This is a genomic window from Methylorubrum populi, from assembly GCA_036946625.1.
Taxonomy (GTDB): domain Bacteria; phylum Pseudomonadota; class Alphaproteobacteria; order Rhizobiales; family Beijerinckiaceae; genus Methylobacterium; species Methylobacterium populi_C.
Genome location: JAQIIU010000002.1, coordinates 1,093,031 through 1,106,777 on the forward strand (window position 1 = coordinate 1,093,031; position 13,747 = coordinate 1,106,777).

Genomic DNA, 13,747 nt, shown 5'->3' on the forward strand with positions numbered 1-13,747 from the left:
GCTCCTGTCCGCCGCGCCGGCCCCGCATCGTCGCGAGGCGATCGAGCGTCCGGCCCGTCGAAAGACAGGCAGAAACCGGGCCAGTCGGGCCCGGTCGTTTCGTTGAAGAGATAGGAGAAGTGCGTCGAGACAATGAAGTTCGTCTCGGATCGCGAGAGTTTGAGACCGCGAAACTCAGTTTTACCGTTAAATTTCAGATCAGAATCGAAATCTGCACGATATTACCGAGACGATCCGTCCGACCCTTCTCGACGCCGGGTCAGCAGCGCGGACCACCCGAGGTCTGGCCGTACTGCTTCACCGGAAAGTTCTGCTGGTTGGCGTTGCCCTCGCTCGCGGAGCTGGCCGGGCAGGTCGTGTAGAGGGGGCCGTCGTGAACACCGAGCGAACCCGTGACCGCCACGTCGGACGGTGCGGCGCGACGGGTTTCGAGGTCGAACGCCATCGCGGACGAGACCGGAGCGGCAACGCCCAGGATCAAGGCGGCAACGGCAGCGGCGACGCACGTCTTCATCTGGTGTTCACCCTCCAATTTAATCCCTCGCTCCGAGAGATAATTTTCAATTCGCTTGGCGCTTATTGGTATAGGCGATCGAGCTCAGGCGTGGCGTGCCGGTACGCACCTGCCACCAGGGATTAATTTAGAGCGTTCGATTGAGCGGTCCCGGCTTCGAAGCCGGCGCGGCGGTCCAAGACCGGCGTGAAAGCGTTCGATCCGCATCGGACGTCGCCGGAGCCGAATCCTGGTCACGGCTACGGCGCAGGTCAGGCCGAGGGCGTTCGACGCCGCAGGGTCAGCGACGCGCATCCGTCCCAAAAGCGACGGTGCGATCGCGCCGTCGCCGCCCTTCCCGGCGTGCCGGGCGAGCGTAGAGGCGAAGTATTCGGGCCCCGGCTCGGGCCGCGAGCGGCCGAGCGATGGCGTTCCGCCGAAGAGCGCGGAAATGCCCCCGTCAGGGCCGGTGCGGCAGCCGGGCCTGCGGTCCGGCCGGGCCGGCGAGCGCCTTCCGTTCGAGGCCCTTGTGCAGATGGACCATCAGCGCCACGCCGAACAGCGGGGTGATGAGATTGACGACCGGCACGATCGTCAGCCCGGCGAGCACGCAGCCGGCGGCGATCACCGTGAACCCATAATGCTCGCGCATCGCCCGTGCCTCCGGCAACGGCCGGAACCGGCCGGCAGCCAGCTCGAAATATTCGCGCCCGAGCAGGTAGGCGTTGGCCCCGAAGAAGGCGAAGAGGTTCACCCCCGGCACGAAGACGAGGATCAGCGCCACGAGGTTGACCAGCAGCGCCAGTCCCGCGAAGCGGACCGCCGAGCCGAGCGCCTGCCCCCACGGCAGGGCGCGCCCCGGCGGGTCGGCCGGAAAGTCGCTGCGCTCGACCACCTCGGCCACGTCGTCGAGGAAGAAGCCCGCCACGAGGATCGACACCGCGGGCATGATGTAGGCGAGCGCCACGAACAGCCCGGCACCGGCCAGGAAGAAGGCGAGCGTGTCGAGGAAGGGGTAGTCGGCCGAGATGTGATGGCTCGCCTGGAACGCCTGGATCAGCCGCGTCAGCGCGAACCACAAGACCACCAGCAGCCCGACCGTGAGCGCCAGCGACTTGAACAGGATGCCGCGCAGGGCGGGCGAGAAAACCTGCCGCAGGGCTGCGGCGGCGGCCTTGATGAGCATCGCGCTCCCGATTCTCCGATGATCCGCGCCCGCCCGGGGCCGGGTTGTCGCCGCTCCGCCGGGACGGCGCAAGCCCCACGTCCGGGCAACGCCTGACGAAACCGGGCTCGTGCGGGCGATTGACGCGTTGCCTCGGCAAGCCGTCGCCGGAGACCCGCGCATGACCCGCTTCGCCCCCGCTTCCCTCGTCCTGCTCGGCCCGCTTCTGGCCGCCGCGCCCGCATTCGCTCACGAGGTCGGCGCAGGCGCCGGTACAGGTGCCGGTACTTGGGCGGGTGCCGGTTCCGCTCCGGCCGAGCGCTCCGAGGTGGCGGTCGCAGCCCTCGACGGCAAGGCCTACGTCGTCGGCGACTACAACGGCGCGACCGAGCTGCTGATCTACGATCTCGCCGCCGATACCTGGAGCGAGGGCGCGCCGTTCCCCTATCCGGTCCACCACACCATGGCCGCCGAGCGAGGCGGGCGGATCTACGTGTTCGGCGGCTACGTCGACGGCTGGGAGGCCACCGACAAGGTCTGGGCCTACGATCCGGGCAGGGACGCCTGGGAGCCGCGCGCCGCCATGCCGACGCCCCGCGCGGCGGGCGGAGCCGCCGTGCTCGGCGAGAAGATCCACCTCGTCGGCGGCAGCGGCTCGGGGCGCGGCAACCTGTGCTCGCACGAGGTCTACGATCCCGCCCGCGACGCCTGGACCGGGGCCGCCGACCTGCCCACCTCCCGCGACCACCTCGCCGTGCAGACGGTCGAGGGCCGCATCGTCGCCAGCGGCGGCCGGATCGACGGCGATTCGGGCAGGAACCTGTCGGCCAATCAGGTCTACGATCCGGCGCGCGACGCCTGGAGCGAGGCGGCCCCGCTGCCGACCGCGCGCAGCGGCGCCGCCTCCGCCGTGCTCGGGCGCGAGGTCTTCGTCATCGGCGGCGAGTCGAGCCGCAAGACCTACGACGCGGTCGAGGCCTTCGACCTGCCGGCCAATCTCTGGCGCGCGCTGGCCCGGCTGCCCACCGCCCGCCACGGGTTCGGCGCGGTCACCCACAAGGGCCGCATCTACACGCTCACCGGCAGCCCGCGGCCGGGCGGTGACAAATCGGGCACCGTCGAGGTGCTCGACCCGGACGGGGCCGCGCCGGCGCGCTGATCGACACGGGTGCTCGATCGGGCGCTTGCCGCGGCGGGCCTCGCGGCCGACATGAGGCGTCCCGGATCCAGAGACGCCCCGCCTCCATGCGCCCCACCCCCGAGCACGCCCGCTTCCGCCCGACCGTCGCACCGCGCGTCTCGCCCCTGCCCACCGCCCCCGACGTGGTGGTGATCGGCGCCGGCGCGGCCGGCATCGCGGCGGCGCGACGGCTGATCGAGTGCGGCCTCTCGGTCGCGGTGGTGGAGGCGCGGGAACGCGTCGGCGGCCGCGCCGTGACGACGAGCCTGCGCGGCCACGCCATCGATCTCGGCGCGCACTGGCTGCATGCCGGGCCGATCAATCCGCTCGTCGCCCTGGGGCAGACCCGCGGCGAGCCGCTGCGGCGGGCGGCGCAGGATCAGCATCTCCGGATCGGGCGCCGCCCGGGACGAGCGGCCGAGGAGGCCGCCTTCTCCCGTGCCTTCGACATCGCCGACCGGGCGATCACCCGCGCCGCCTCCCGCACCCAGGACGGGCCGGCCTCCCGCGCCCTGCCCCGCCATCTCGGGCCCTGGGGCGAGCGCATCGCCATCGTCCATGCCCTGGTCTCGGGCCGGCCCCTCGACGAGGTGTCGCTGCACGACTGGCCCAGCATGGAATACGGCGACAACTTCTTCATCCGTGGCGGCTACGGCGCCTATCTCGCGCGGCTGGCGCTCGGGCTGCCGATCCGGCTCTCCTGCCCCGTGATCGCCCTCGACTGGTCGGGCCCGGGCGTGCGGGTGCATCTCGCCGACGGCGGACGGATCGCGGCGCGCGCGGCGATCGTCACCGTGCCGGTGCCCGTGCTCCGGACGGCCTTTCGCTTCGATCCGCCCCTGCCCGAGCGCAGCCGCGCGGCGATCGACGGCTTCCTCGCGGGCATCTACGAGCACGTCGTGCTGCACTGGCCCTCGGCACCGTTCCATGGTCGCGACCGGCTCGCCAGCGTGGTCGGCGGACGCCACAAGCCGCCGGGCATGCTGACCCGGATCGACGGCACGCCGTTCCACTACTTCGAACTCGACGCCGCCTCCACCCGCGCGCTCGACGCGGCGCAGGCCGGCCCGGACGGGGCACGCCGCCTCGCCCGCGCGGTGCTGGCCGAGCATTTCGGCCGCGGCGCTCTCTCCGACCTCGCGATTCCCGCGGTCACCGCGTGGCGGCACGATCCCTGGTCGCGCGGCTCCTGGGCGGTCGTGCCGCCCGGGCACGCGCCCGCGCGGGAGGCGCTTCGGGAGCCGGTGGGCGAGCGGATCTGGTTCGCGGGCGAGGCCAATTCCCGCGCGCAGTGGGGCACGGCGGGCGGTGCCTTCGAGGAGGGCGTTCGGGCGGCGGATGCGGCCGCCGACCGTCTCGCACCGTCGGATCTGCGCGCGAGCGCCTGAGCGCTGCCGCACCCGCATCCCCCTTGCATCCCCCGCCCGGATGGGCGAACCGCCGCCCCGGCAAGGGCGCACGGGCGCCCGACGGAGCGAAGGCCGGCGAGAAGCGGGGGGTTGGCGATGAACTGGGTCGAGGCGATCGGCTATCTCGGGACGGCGCTCACCGTCGCCTCCTCGGCGATGGGCACGATGATCCCGCTGCGCGTCGTCGCCCTGTGCGCGAGTTGCGCCGTCATCACCTACGGCTTCCTGATCGGCAGCGTGCCGGTGATGCTGACCGAGGCGATCCAGATCCCGTTCAATGCGTGGCGGCTCTACGAGATGGTGCGCCTCGTGCGCGAGACCGAACGGGCGGCCTCCGGCGATCTTTCCCTCGACGGGCTGAAGGCCTTCGGCACGTCCCGGCGCTTCCGGGCCGGCGAAGTGCTGTTCCTGAAGGACGATCCCGCCCGGGAGATGTACCTGATCGAGAGCGGGCGCTTCCGCATCGCCGAGCACGGCCTCGACGTGCGACCGGGCCAGATCGTCGGCGAACTCGGCATGCTCTCGCCGGAAAACCGCCGCACCGGCTCGCTCGCCTGCGTCGAGGCGGGCAGCGCACGCTGCCTGTCCTATTCCGAGGTCAGGCAGCTCTACTACCAGAACCCGGAATTCGGCTTCTACTTCCTGAAGCTGACGAGCGAGCGCCTGTTCCAGGGCGCCGCCGACACGGTGCGGATGCAGGCCGCCGCGCCGGCCCGAAGCGAGGTGCCGTGAGCCTCAATCCGTCTGCCGCATGAAGGTCTCGGGCGTGCCCGTGCCGGCCTCCACGAACTGGATGTCGCGCGGTCCGCGCCGCGGCGTGTCGATGGAGAGAAACACCATCGGCTCTTCCAGGATCTCCGGCACGGAATGCACCACGCCGCGCTTGAAAACCACGAGCCGGCCCGGCCCGACCTCGACCGGCGGCTCGTCGCCGAACCGCATCAGGCAGCGGCCCGACAGCGCGTAGAGGTACTCGTCGCAGGTGGTGTGAGAGTGGGGCGGCGTCGGCTTGTAGACCCGGAAGACGCGGGCGCTCGCCGTCTCGTCCTCGGTGAAGCGGTGGTCCGCCACCAGGGTCGCCGACGTCTCGGGCAGGGCACGTACGCTCTCGGCCACGTCGAACACCGCGTGGCCGGCCGAAAGCTGCTCGCTCATGCTCCGATGCTCCCGCGACGCTCGGGCAAGACTGTGCCCGCCCGGCGAGGCGATGCACAGGGGCCGATCGCGTCGCGTTTCATCAACGGGCCGGGAATGTTAGTAGGATAAGGGGGTGCCGCACGGTCCGCGGCCCGGACAGCGATGACCCGGACATGATGCGGGGATATGAGGGAAACGCGCAGGTCATGGCGGATGTCGCCGCCGTGATCGAGCAGGCACGGCGCGAGGGCCGCGATCTCGCCACGGCCCTGCGCATCGCCCGGGTGACGCTCGCCTATGTCAGCGGTCCCGAGCCCGAGCCGGCTCAGACCCGCGCCCTGGAGGCGATCGACCGGCAGCTTCGCGAACTGTCGGAATGAACGGCAGTCGCCTCGGCCCGGTTCAACCGCCCTGCGTGATCAGCGTCACCGCCCCGAACGCCAGCACGGCGAGCACCGCCACGGCCATCAGGATCAGGGCCGCCCGCGACTCGCGTAGGTCATGGTCGTCCATGGCCCGACCTTAAGGGACGGTGCGGCGGAACGGGAGGTGCGAGTCACGCTTTCCCGGACGATGCGGGGCGGATGTCTCAGAGCCTGTCTGACTGCAGTGATCCCATCTCGCCCCTCATCCTGAGGTGCCGGAGCGCAGCGGAGGCCTCGAAGGATACTCCAGGGATCGCGCGGGATCTGGAACACCCTTCGAGGCCGCTTCGCGGCGCCTCAGGATGAGGGTGGGGATGGGAGTAGGACCTTCCTCTCGCCTTGCCGTTGCCTGACGAAGACATGGCGGCCGGTCGAACAGGCTCTCAGCATCCCCGCGACGGACGTTGCCGCACAACGACGACGATGTCGTCCGGGCAGACGCCGCCGCTCTCGCCTGGGCGTTGCGCCAGGACGCCGTGCAGGGGCTGCACCGCCCAGCGCCCGTACCAGTCGCCGGCCGGAGAGAAACGGGGCCGACCCGGCAGGCCGCGGGACGGTGGCGCCTCCGCCCCGCCGACGAGGGCGAAGCGCGCATCGCCGGAGCCGTCGGCAAACAGTCCGAACAGGATCGGCCGGGCATCGCCGCTCGATGCGGCGTCGGCGAGGTCGGGCAGCGACATTTCGAAATGCTTTCCTGAGTGCGAAACCGAACCGTCCGATTTCGGGACGGACGGCCCCATCTCTGCAAATCCGAAGCCCTCCCTTCCCGTCCCTCGGCGAAACGAACCGCTGGAGCGACGACCCGGCTGCAACCCTGGTTCGGGGATTGCTCCGGTCAGGCCGACGCCACCCGACGGCCGGCCGAACGTTCCGCGACGGGACGCAATTCGAACCGACGCGGCACCGGGAGGCGTCCTTTTCGAGACCGATCCACCCGCGAGAAGAGAAGACGTCCCTCGATGAAGATCGCGCTCGACACGCTTCAGACCCAAGTCCGGCGCCGCTTTGCCGCCCTCGGCCTCGTCGGCGCCCTCGCCGTCACGGTGACGTGGTGGTTCGTCGTCGCCCGCGGCGTCTGGCTCGCCATCGAATGGGCCTCGATCTGAAGCCTTGATCCCCCGCCTCTGCAAAAACGTTCTTTCTATAGAACGCAAGACATAGAGATTAGCCTTCCAAATCCTGGTTATCCGAGAGAACATCGTTCTTCCGGCCTTTGCATGGCCTCTTCCGATCGCTTCCACCCCTTGCCGCACCCCTCTCTCGCGGCTTGCCACGCTTGCGGCTTGGCTTGACATCGTTCGTTAAAACGAACACTCCCTGCGTCATGGGCCGGCATCGGCCCCCGTTGTGGAGGCGAGACGACGTGTTCGACGGCAATCCGATCAAGCTTGGTGCGGCAACGAACCGGCGTGCGGCTTTCCTGGGCCTCGCCATGGCGGCTTGCCTTGCGGCTGCCGGGAGTGCGCGGGCCCAGACCGAAATCCTCAACGTCTCCTACGACCCGACCCGCGAACTCTACCGGGACGTCAACGCCGCGTTTGCCGAGGAGTGGAAGGCCAAGACAGGCGAGACCGTCACCGTGCGCGCCGCCCACGGCGGATCGGGTGCGCAGGCCCGCACGGTCATCGACGGCATTCCCGCCGACGTGGTGACGCTCGGCATCCCGTCCGACATCGACGCCATCGTCAAGCTGTCGAGGAAAATCGCGCCGGACTGGCGCACCAAGCTCCCCAACGAGGGCCTGCCCTACACCTCGACCGTCGTGTTCCTCGTCCGCAAGGGCAATCCGAAGGGTGTGAAGGACTGGTCGGACCTCGCCAATCCGGACGTGAAGGTCATCACCCCGAACCCCAAGACTTCGGCGGGCGGGCGCTGGAACTTCCTCGCCGCCTGGGGCTACGCCTACGAGAAGGAGGGCAAGGACAAGGAGAAGGCCAACGCCTTCGTCGGCTCGCTCTACAAGAACGTGCCGGTGCTCGATACCGGCGCCCGCGGCTCGACCGTGACCTTCGCCCAGCGGGGGCTCGGCGACGTCCTCCCGACCTGGGAGAACGAGGCGTTCCTGGTCCTGGAGGAGTTCGGCAAGGACAGGTTCGACATCGTGGTGCCGCCGACCTCGATCTACGCCGAGCCGCCGGTGGCGATCGTCGACGCCAACGTCGACAGACGAGGCACGCGCAGGCAGGCCGAGGCCTACCTGCAGTTCCTCTACGGCGACAAGGCGCAGGCGATCTTCGCCAAGCACCACTATCGTCCGATCAGGCGCGAGGCGGCCAAGCCCGAGGATCTGGCGCTGCTGCCGGAGATCAGGCTGTTCAAGATCGAGGACCTTCAGGGCTCCTGGGACGACATCCAGAAGACCAATTTCGACAATGGCGGCGTGTTCGACCAGTTGAGCAGGGCCGGACGCTGATCGTATGGGCGAGCCTGCGAAACCCCGGCGGCGCTTCCGCCAGAAGAGCGTGATCCCCGGTTTCGGGATCACGCTCGGCTACACGCTGACCTGCCTCGGGCTGATCGTGCTGCTGCCGCTCGCCACCCTCGTGGTGCAGGCCTCGGGGCTCGGCCTGTCCGGCATCTGGGCGGTGGCCTCCGACCCGCGGGTCTTCAGTGCGCTGCGGGTCAGCTTCGGCGTGTCGCTGCTCGCGGCGCTCACGGCCTCGGTGTTCGGCGGCATCGTCGCCTGGGTGCTGACCCGCTACGACTTCCCCGGACGCAAGCTCGCCGACGCGGTGGTCGACCTCCCCTTCGCCCTGCCGACGGCGGTGGCGGGCATTGCGCTCGCCTCGCTCTACGCGCCGAACGGCCTGGTCGGCGCGCAACTCGCCAAGGTCGGCATCGAGGCGGCCTACACGCCGCTCGGCATCTTCATCGCCATGGTCTTCATCGGCCTGCCCTTCGCGGTCCGCACGGTGCAGCCGCTGATCGCCGAGATCGACAAGGAAGTCGAGGAAGCCTCCGCCATCCTCGGCGCGTCGCGGATCGCGACCCTGACCAAGGTGGTGCTGCCGCCGCTGATCCCGGCGGTGCTGACCGGCTTCGCCCTCGCCTTCGCCCGGGGCGTCGGCGAGTACGGCTCGATCATCTTCATCGCCGGAAACCTGCCCTACGTCTCCGAGATCGCGCCGCTGCTCATCGTCATCAAGCTCTCGGAATTCGACTACGCGGGCGCGAGCGCCATCGCCGTGATCATGCTGGCGATTTCCTTTCTGACCCTGCTCGCGATCAACCTGATCCAGGCGTGGAGCCGGAGGAGGTTCGGCTATGTCTGAGGCGCTGGCTCCAAGCCCCCTCGCCCCGCCGCAGGACGAGGCCCTGCGACCGCCCGGCAGCGTCGTCACCGAGCGACCGCTCGTGCGCCGGCTGCTGATCGCGATCGCGCTGATCTTCCTCGGCCTGTTCCTCGTCCTGCCGCTTCTGACGGTGTTCGCCCAGGCACTCGCCAAGGGCTGGGGCGCCTACCTCGCCGCCTTCTCCGAGCCCGATGCCCAAGCGGCGATCCGGCTCACCCTCACGGTCGCGGCGATCGCCGTGCCGTTCAACCTCGTCTTCGGCGTCGCCGCGGCCTGGGCCATCGCCAAGTTCGAGTTCCGGGCCAAGAACCTGCTGGTCACGCTGATCGATCTGCCGTTCTCGGTCTCGCCGGTGGTCTCGGGCCTGATCTACGTGCTCGTGTTCGGTTCGCGCGGCCTGTTCGGGCCGTTCCTCATGGAGCACGACATCCAGATCATCTTCGCGATTCCCGGCATCGTGCTCGCCACGGTCTTCGTGACCTTCCCCTTCGTCGCCCGTCAGTTGATCCCGCTGATGCAGGAACAGGGGACGGCCGAGGAAGAGGCGGCGCTGACGCTCGGCGCCTCCGGCTGGCACGCCTTCCGGACGGTGACGTTGCCCAACATCCGCTGGGGCCTGCTCTACAGCGTCCTGCTCTGCAATGCCCGCGCGATGGGCGAGTTCGGTGCGGTCTCCGTGGTCTCCGGCCACATCCGGGGCCTCACCAACACGCTGCCGCTGCACGTGGAGATCCTCTACAATGAGTACAACTTCGTTGCCTCGTTCGCCGTCGCCTCCCTCCTTGCCGGCCTCGCTCTTGTCACCCTCGCCATCAAATCCCTCCTCGAATGGCGCTACGCCGACGACATCGCGGCGGGCGCACGGCGTCACTGATCCGCTCGGCAGGGCGGCCGCGATCCGCATCGAGGATCTGTCGAAGACCTTCGACACGGCCGCCGTGCTGCACGACTTCACCCTCGACGTGCGGGCCGGCGAATTGCTGGCGCTGCTCGGCCCCTCGGGCTCGGGCAAGACGACGCTCTTGCGCATCGTCGCCGGGCTCGACTTTCCCGACCGCGGCCGGATCATCTTCGGCGGCGACGACGCCACGCGGGTGCCGGTGCAGCGGCGCGCCGTCGGCTTCGTGTTCCAGCATTACGCCCTGTTCAAGCACATGACGGTGGCGGACAACATCGCCTACGGCCTGAACGCGCGGAAGCGCTCGGAGCGGCCGGAAAAGGCGGAGATCAGGCGCCGCGTCGGCAACCTGCTCGACCTCATCAAGCTGTCGGGCTTCGCCGACCGCTATCCGAGCCAGCTCTCCGGCGGCCAGCGCCAGCGCATCGCGCTCGCCCGGGCCCTCGCCGTCGAGCCGCGCGTGCTGTTGCTCGACGAGCCCTTCGGCGCTCTCGACGCCCAGGTCCGGAAGGATCTGCGCCGCTGGCTGCGCGAGATCCACGACCGCACCGGCCAGACCACGATCTTCGTCACCCACGATCAGGACGAGGCGCTCGAACTCTCCGACCGGGTCGCGGTGCTCGATCGCGGCCGCCTGGAACAGGTCGGCACGCCGGACGAGGTGCAGGAACGCCCGGTCTCGCCGACGGTCCTGAAGTTTTTGGGCGACACGATCGAGGTCGAGGCGATCGCGCGGAACGGGCAGGTGCTGGTCAACGGCCGGCCGACGCCGCTGAGCGCGCCGGAGGGCGTGGTCGGCCCGGTCAAGCTCTACGCCCGGCCCTGGCAGATTCAGTTCGCCGAAGCCGACGCGGCCCATCTCACGGGGACGGTGCGCTCCTCGTACCGGACCCAAGGGCGCCAGCGCATCGAAGTCGATCGCCCGGACGCGAAGGTCGTGGTGGTGGAAGCGTCCGACACCACCCGTCTTGCCGCCGGCCGCGAGGTAGGGCTTCGGATCGTGGGCGGTTACGTGTTCGCGTGAACCCGCCTCCGGGACGTTCCTCGTCCCGGGTGATTCGAACTCCGGCTTCTGCACCACGCCGCGGGACACGCCCAGGGCCATCGCTTGAAGCGATGGCCCTGGGTTTTTTGCAAGCCTCAGACGCCGGCGCCCGCGTCCGCGGGCTCAGGCTTTCGCTCCGCGCCGCGAAGCCGCTCATGCGGCTTCGAGCGATGGCCCTGGGGACACGCCCCCCCCGCTCGATTGCGATCGTTACCGGAACGGCGGCTCGTCGAAGCTCCTGAGCTTGCGCGAGTGCAGGCCCGCCCGGTCGGTGCGCAGCGCGTCGAGGGTGGCGAGCCCGATCCGGAGATGCTCGGCCACCGCCCGCTCGTAAAAGGCGTTGGCCGCGCCCGGCAGCTTGATCTCGCCGTGCAGCGGCTTGTCGGAGACGCAGAGCAGCGTGCCGTAGGGCACCCGCAGGCGAAACCCCTGCGCGGCGATGGTGCCGCTCTCCATGTCGACGGCGATCGCCCGCGAGAGGTTGATGCGCCGCCGCTCCTGGCTGAAGCGAAGCTCCCAGTTGCGATCGTCGTAGGTCACCACGGTGCCGGTGCGCAGGCGGCGCTTGAGCGCGTCCGCCCGCTCGCCGGTGACTGCGGCGGCGGCCGATTGCAGGGCGATCTGCACCTCGGCGAGCGCCGGCACCGGGATCTCCGGCGGCACGAGGTCGTCGAGGATGCGGTCGCGGCGGAGATATCCGTGGGCGAGCACGTAATCGCCGATGGTCTGCGACTGGCGCAGGCCGCCGCAATGGCCGACCATCAGCCAGCAATGCGGACGCAGCACCGCGAGATGGTCGGTGACCGTCTTGGCGTTCGAGGGGCCGACGCCGATGTTGACCAGCGTCGTACCCTGGGGCGCCCCGTCGGGCCCGTGGCCGACGAGGTGGTAGGCCGGCATCTGGTACTTGTGCCAGGGCGAGGCGGCGATCAGCGCCGCCGGGTCGGCCGAGGCCGCATCGGCCCGCGCGACGACGAGGCCGCCGGGCAGGACCAGCCGCTCCCCCTCCCCCGCCGCGAGCCGCTCCAACCCGTGGCGGACGAAGCCGTCGACGTAGCGGTGGTAGTTGGTGAGCAGGATCCAGGGCTGGATCTCGCGCCAGTCCGAGCCGGTGTAATGCACCAGCCGCCGCAGGGAGTAGTCGGTGCGCACGCCGTCGAACAGGGCGAGCGGGCGCGGCTCGCCCGGCGCCTCCAGCCACAGCCCGTCGGCCACCTCGTCGCCGACCACCGAGAGGAGCGGGGTGGGAAACAGCGTGGCGAGGTCGCTGGTGCTGACCCCGCTGCCGCCGAGATCGGTGCCGGGCTCGACGACGTAGGGGTAGGGGATTTCCTGCCCCGAGAGCCCGACCTCGATGCTCGCGCCGTAATCGCCGACGAGCGGCCGCAACTGCTCCAGCAGGTAGGCGCGGAAATAGCCGGGCTGGGTCACCGTGGTGGCGTAGAGCCCCGGCGCCTGGAACTTGGCGGTCGCCCGGTTGAGACGCGGCAGCGGCCCCGTCGGCCGGTAGGTCAGGCGCAGTTCGGGATAGCGGAACTGGAGCCGCTCGGCCGCGTCCGGCGGGATACGGCGTTCGAGGTAGCGGTTCAACGCCGTCCGGAGTGCCCGGATCGCACCCGCGTGCAGGGCCTCCAGCCGGTCGACCGCGCTCTCCGCGTCGGCGACGGCCTCCATCGGCCGCAACTCGTCGATGACCATGCGCTCTCCCCGATCCCTCGCGCCGGTCTATACCGACCTGGACCACAAGACGAGCAAGTCGCCCGCCGGACCGCCTTGCGGCGGGCGTGGCCCGCGGCGACAAGACGGTGGGCTTTGCGATGCGACGGAGTGCGGCGGATGAATGAGGATGTCGAGCGGCGCCCCGGCGAGGAGACGGTTTCCCTGCCCGCCGCATACGACGCCGGCCTCTACTTCATCGGCCGGGTACGCACGCCCTGGAAGAACCGGTCGGAATGCCCGAAGAACGGCACGCAGACCGACGCGGTCTGCACCCTGGAGGTCGAGGCCCGCTACCGCCCCGCGCTCCGGAACGTGGAGGGCGCCACCCACCTGATCGTGCTCTACTGGATGGACCGGGCCGCCCGCGACCTCGTGCGCCAGCGCCCGCGCCACGCCGAGGGCAGCCGCGGCACCTTTTCGCTGCGCTCGCCGGCCCGGCCGAACCCGGTGGCGCTGGCGGTGGTGGAGCGGCTCGCGATCGAGGACGGCACGGTGAGCGTGCGCGGGCTCGACTGCATCGACGGCACGCCGCTGATCGACATCAAGCCCTACCACGCCTCGACCGACAGCCGCCCGGAGGCCCGGGTCGACCGGGCCGGAACCGCGTCGCGAGCCTGAGGCGGCCCTGTCGGCGATCGGTCCAAATACAAATTCGCTATCTGAGCGAGCATAGCGTCATGTGTGTGCCTGCCCTGGTTTCATTCGCCAGGGTTCCGCGCAGCCGGCGGCAACTCATACCGTTTCCGATCGATCGCTTCGGGTTTCGCCCCACGCCGTCCTCGCGAGCGGCCGCGAAGCGATCCAGGGCGCGACCTGTCCGGAAAGGGCGCGCCCTGGATGGCCACGGCTTCGCCTCGCAAGGACGCAGGACAGGCCGAAGTCATCATCCGGCCCACGGCGCCCGGAATGTTGCGCCCGAGCCCAGCCTCGCCGGCCTCGCTCCCTTCGACCACGACAGCGGGCAGCATGAAGGCGAACGCCAC

General features: G+C 70.2%; 15 protein-coding genes. 10 read left to right on the forward strand and 5 right to left on the reverse strand.

Features of this window, described 5'->3' with window-relative positions:
• Nucleotides 1–259: 259 nt before the first annotated feature.
• Nucleotides 260–514 (reverse strand): hypothetical protein, encoded by a 255-nt coding sequence (locus tag PGN25_07210; protein MEH3117388.1) that lies wholly within the window; start codon nucleotides 512–514, stop codon nucleotides 260–262.
• A 439-nt stretch (nucleotides 515–953) separates the two neighbouring features.
• Nucleotides 954–1,679: a sulfate transporter family protein gene (locus PGN25_07215; protein MEH3117389.1), complete on the reverse strand. Its 726-nt coding sequence runs from the start codon at nucleotides 1,677–1,679 to the stop codon at nucleotides 954–956.
• Nucleotides 1,680–1,839: 160 nt separating this feature from the next.
• Between PGN25_07215 and PGN25_07220 the strand changes: the two genes are divergently transcribed.
• The 3 genes from PGN25_07220 to PGN25_07230 all read left to right on the forward strand — a co-directional run bounded on the left by PGN25_07220 (nucleotide 1,840) and on the right by PGN25_07230 (nucleotide 4,979).
• Nucleotides 1,840–2,817, forward strand: a complete 978-nt coding sequence (locus PGN25_07220) for a hypothetical protein (GenBank protein ID MEH3117390.1) — start codon at nucleotides 1,840–1,842, stop codon at nucleotides 2,815–2,817.
• An 86-nt stretch (nucleotides 2,818–2,903) separates the two neighbouring features.
• Nucleotides 2,904–4,226: an NAD(P)/FAD-dependent oxidoreductase gene (locus tag PGN25_07225; GenBank protein MEH3117391.1), complete on the forward strand. Its 1,323-nt coding sequence runs from the start codon at nucleotides 2,904–2,906 to the stop codon at nucleotides 4,224–4,226.
• Between the two features lie 117 nt (nucleotides 4,227–4,343).
• Nucleotides 4,344–4,979 carry a cyclic nucleotide-binding domain-containing protein gene (locus tag PGN25_07230; GenBank protein MEH3117392.1) on the forward strand — a complete coding sequence of 212 codons (636 nt, stop codon included), beginning with the start codon at nucleotides 4,344–4,346 and terminating at the stop codon, nucleotides 4,977–4,979.
• 3 nt (nucleotides 4,980–4,982) lie between these two features.
• Here PGN25_07230 and PGN25_07235 read toward each other — a convergent pair whose 3' ends face one another.
• Nucleotides 4,983–5,402 (reverse strand): cupin domain-containing protein, encoded by a 420-nt coding sequence (locus PGN25_07235; GenBank protein ID MEH3117393.1) that lies wholly within the window; start codon nucleotides 5,400–5,402, stop codon nucleotides 4,983–4,985.
• A gap of 188 nt (nucleotides 5,403–5,590) precedes the next feature.
• On the opposite strand from PGN25_07235, the gene PGN25_07240 reads away from it, so the two are divergent.
• Nucleotides 5,591–5,764: a hypothetical protein gene (locus PGN25_07240; GenBank protein MEH3117394.1), complete on the forward strand. Its 174-nt coding sequence runs from the start codon at nucleotides 5,591–5,593 to the stop codon at nucleotides 5,762–5,764.
• A gap of 428 nt (nucleotides 5,765–6,192) precedes the next feature.
• On the opposite strand, the gene PGN25_07245 is transcribed toward PGN25_07240, so the two are convergent.
• On the reverse strand, nucleotides 6,193–6,489 hold the full coding sequence (locus tag PGN25_07245; GenBank protein MEH3117395.1) for a hypothetical protein: 297 nt from the start codon (nucleotides 6,487–6,489) through the stop codon (nucleotides 6,193–6,195).
• 279 nt (nucleotides 6,490–6,768) lie between these two features.
• On the opposite strand from PGN25_07245, the gene PGN25_07250 reads away from it, so the two are divergent.
• The 5 genes from PGN25_07250 (at nucleotide 6,769) to PGN25_07270 (ending at nucleotide 11,024) form a co-directional block, all read left to right on the forward strand.
• A complete protein-coding gene (locus tag PGN25_07250; GenBank protein ID MEH3117396.1) occupies nucleotides 6,769–6,915 on the forward strand; it encodes a hypothetical protein in 147 nt (48 codons plus the stop codon).
• 218 nt (nucleotides 6,916–7,133) lie between these two features.
• The gene (locus PGN25_07255; GenBank protein MEH3117397.1) at nucleotides 7,134–8,222 is read left to right on the forward strand and encodes a sulfate ABC transporter substrate-binding protein; all 1,089 of its coding nucleotides are present in this window, start codon (nucleotides 7,134–7,136) and stop codon (nucleotides 8,220–8,222) included.
• Nucleotides 8,223–8,226: 4 nt separating this feature from the next.
• A complete protein-coding gene (gene cysT, locus PGN25_07260; GenBank protein ID MEH3117398.1) occupies nucleotides 8,227–9,081 on the forward strand; it encodes a sulfate ABC transporter permease subunit CysT in 855 nt (284 codons plus the stop codon).
• Nucleotides 9,074–9,976: a sulfate ABC transporter permease subunit CysW gene (cysW, locus tag PGN25_07265; GenBank protein MEH3117399.1), complete on the forward strand. Its 903-nt coding sequence runs from the start codon at nucleotides 9,074–9,076 to the stop codon at nucleotides 9,974–9,976. The genes cysT and cysW overlap by 8 nt, the downstream gene beginning before the upstream one ends.
• A 22-nt stretch (nucleotides 9,977–9,998) precedes the next feature.
• The gene (locus PGN25_07270; protein ID MEH3117400.1) at nucleotides 9,999–11,024 is read left to right on the forward strand and encodes a sulfate/molybdate ABC transporter ATP-binding protein; all 1,026 of its coding nucleotides are present in this window, start codon (nucleotides 9,999–10,001) and stop codon (nucleotides 11,022–11,024) included.
• Nucleotides 11,025–11,255: 231 nt separating this feature from the next.
• Here the strand turns inward: PGN25_07270 and PGN25_07275 are convergent, their stop codons facing one another.
• Entirely contained in the window at nucleotides 11,256–12,743 is a 1,488-nt protein-coding gene (locus PGN25_07275; protein MEH3117401.1) for an AMP nucleosidase, read from the reverse strand.
• A gap of 138 nt (nucleotides 12,744–12,881) precedes the next feature.
• On the opposite strand from PGN25_07275, the gene tsaA reads away from it, so the two are divergent.
• On the forward strand, nucleotides 12,882–13,382 hold the full coding sequence (tsaA, locus tag PGN25_07280) for a tRNA (N6-threonylcarbamoyladenosine(37)-N6)-methyltransferase TrmO (GenBank protein ID MEH3117402.1): 501 nt from the start codon (nucleotides 12,882–12,884) through the stop codon (nucleotides 13,380–13,382).
• Nucleotides 13,383–13,747 lie beyond the last annotated feature (365 nt).

Coding starts and splice junctions, on each gene's coding strand:
- PGN25_07230 (MEH3117392.1), top strand. CDS start 4,344: ATGAACTGGGTCGAGGCGATCGGCTATCTCGGGACGGCGCTCACCGTC.
- cysW (MEH3117399.1), top strand. CDS start 9,074: ATGTCTGAGGCGCTGGCTCCAAGCCCCCTCGCCCCGCCGCAGGACGAG.
- cysT (MEH3117398.1), top strand. CDS start 8,227: ATGGGCGAGCCTGCGAAACCCCGGCGGCGCTTCCGCCAGAAGAGCGTG.
- PGN25_07215 (MEH3117389.1), bottom strand. CDS start 1,679: ATGCTCATCAAGGCCGCCGCCGCAGCCCTGCGGCAGGTTTTCTCGCCC.
- tsaA (MEH3117402.1), top strand. CDS start 12,882: ATGAATGAGGATGTCGAGCGGCGCCCCGGCGAGGAGACGGTTTCCCTG.
- PGN25_07210 (MEH3117388.1), bottom strand. CDS start 514: ATGAAGACGTGCGTCGCCGCTGCCGTTGCCGCCTTGATCCTGGGCGTT.
- PGN25_07255 (MEH3117397.1), top strand. CDS start 7,134: ATGGGCCGGCATCGGCCCCCGTTGTGGAGGCGAGACGACGTGTTCGAC.
- PGN25_07235 (MEH3117393.1), bottom strand. CDS start 5,402: ATGAGCGAGCAGCTTTCGGCCGGCCACGCGGTGTTCGACGTGGCCGAG.
- PGN25_07240 (MEH3117394.1), top strand. CDS start 5,591: ATGGCGGATGTCGCCGCCGTGATCGAGCAGGCACGGCGCGAGGGCCGC.
- PGN25_07225 (MEH3117391.1), top strand. CDS start 2,904: ATGCGCCCCACCCCCGAGCACGCCCGCTTCCGCCCGACCGTCGCACCG.
- PGN25_07250 (MEH3117396.1), top strand. CDS start 6,769: ATGAAGATCGCGCTCGACACGCTTCAGACCCAAGTCCGGCGCCGCTTT.
- PGN25_07220 (MEH3117390.1), top strand. CDS start 1,840: ATGACCCGCTTCGCCCCCGCTTCCCTCGTCCTGCTCGGCCCGCTTCTG.
- PGN25_07245 (MEH3117395.1), bottom strand. CDS start 6,489: ATGTCGCTGCCCGACCTCGCCGACGCCGCATCGAGCGGCGATGCCCGG.
- PGN25_07275 (MEH3117401.1), bottom strand. CDS start 12,743: ATGGTCATCGACGAGTTGCGGCCGATGGAGGCCGTCGCCGACGCGGAG.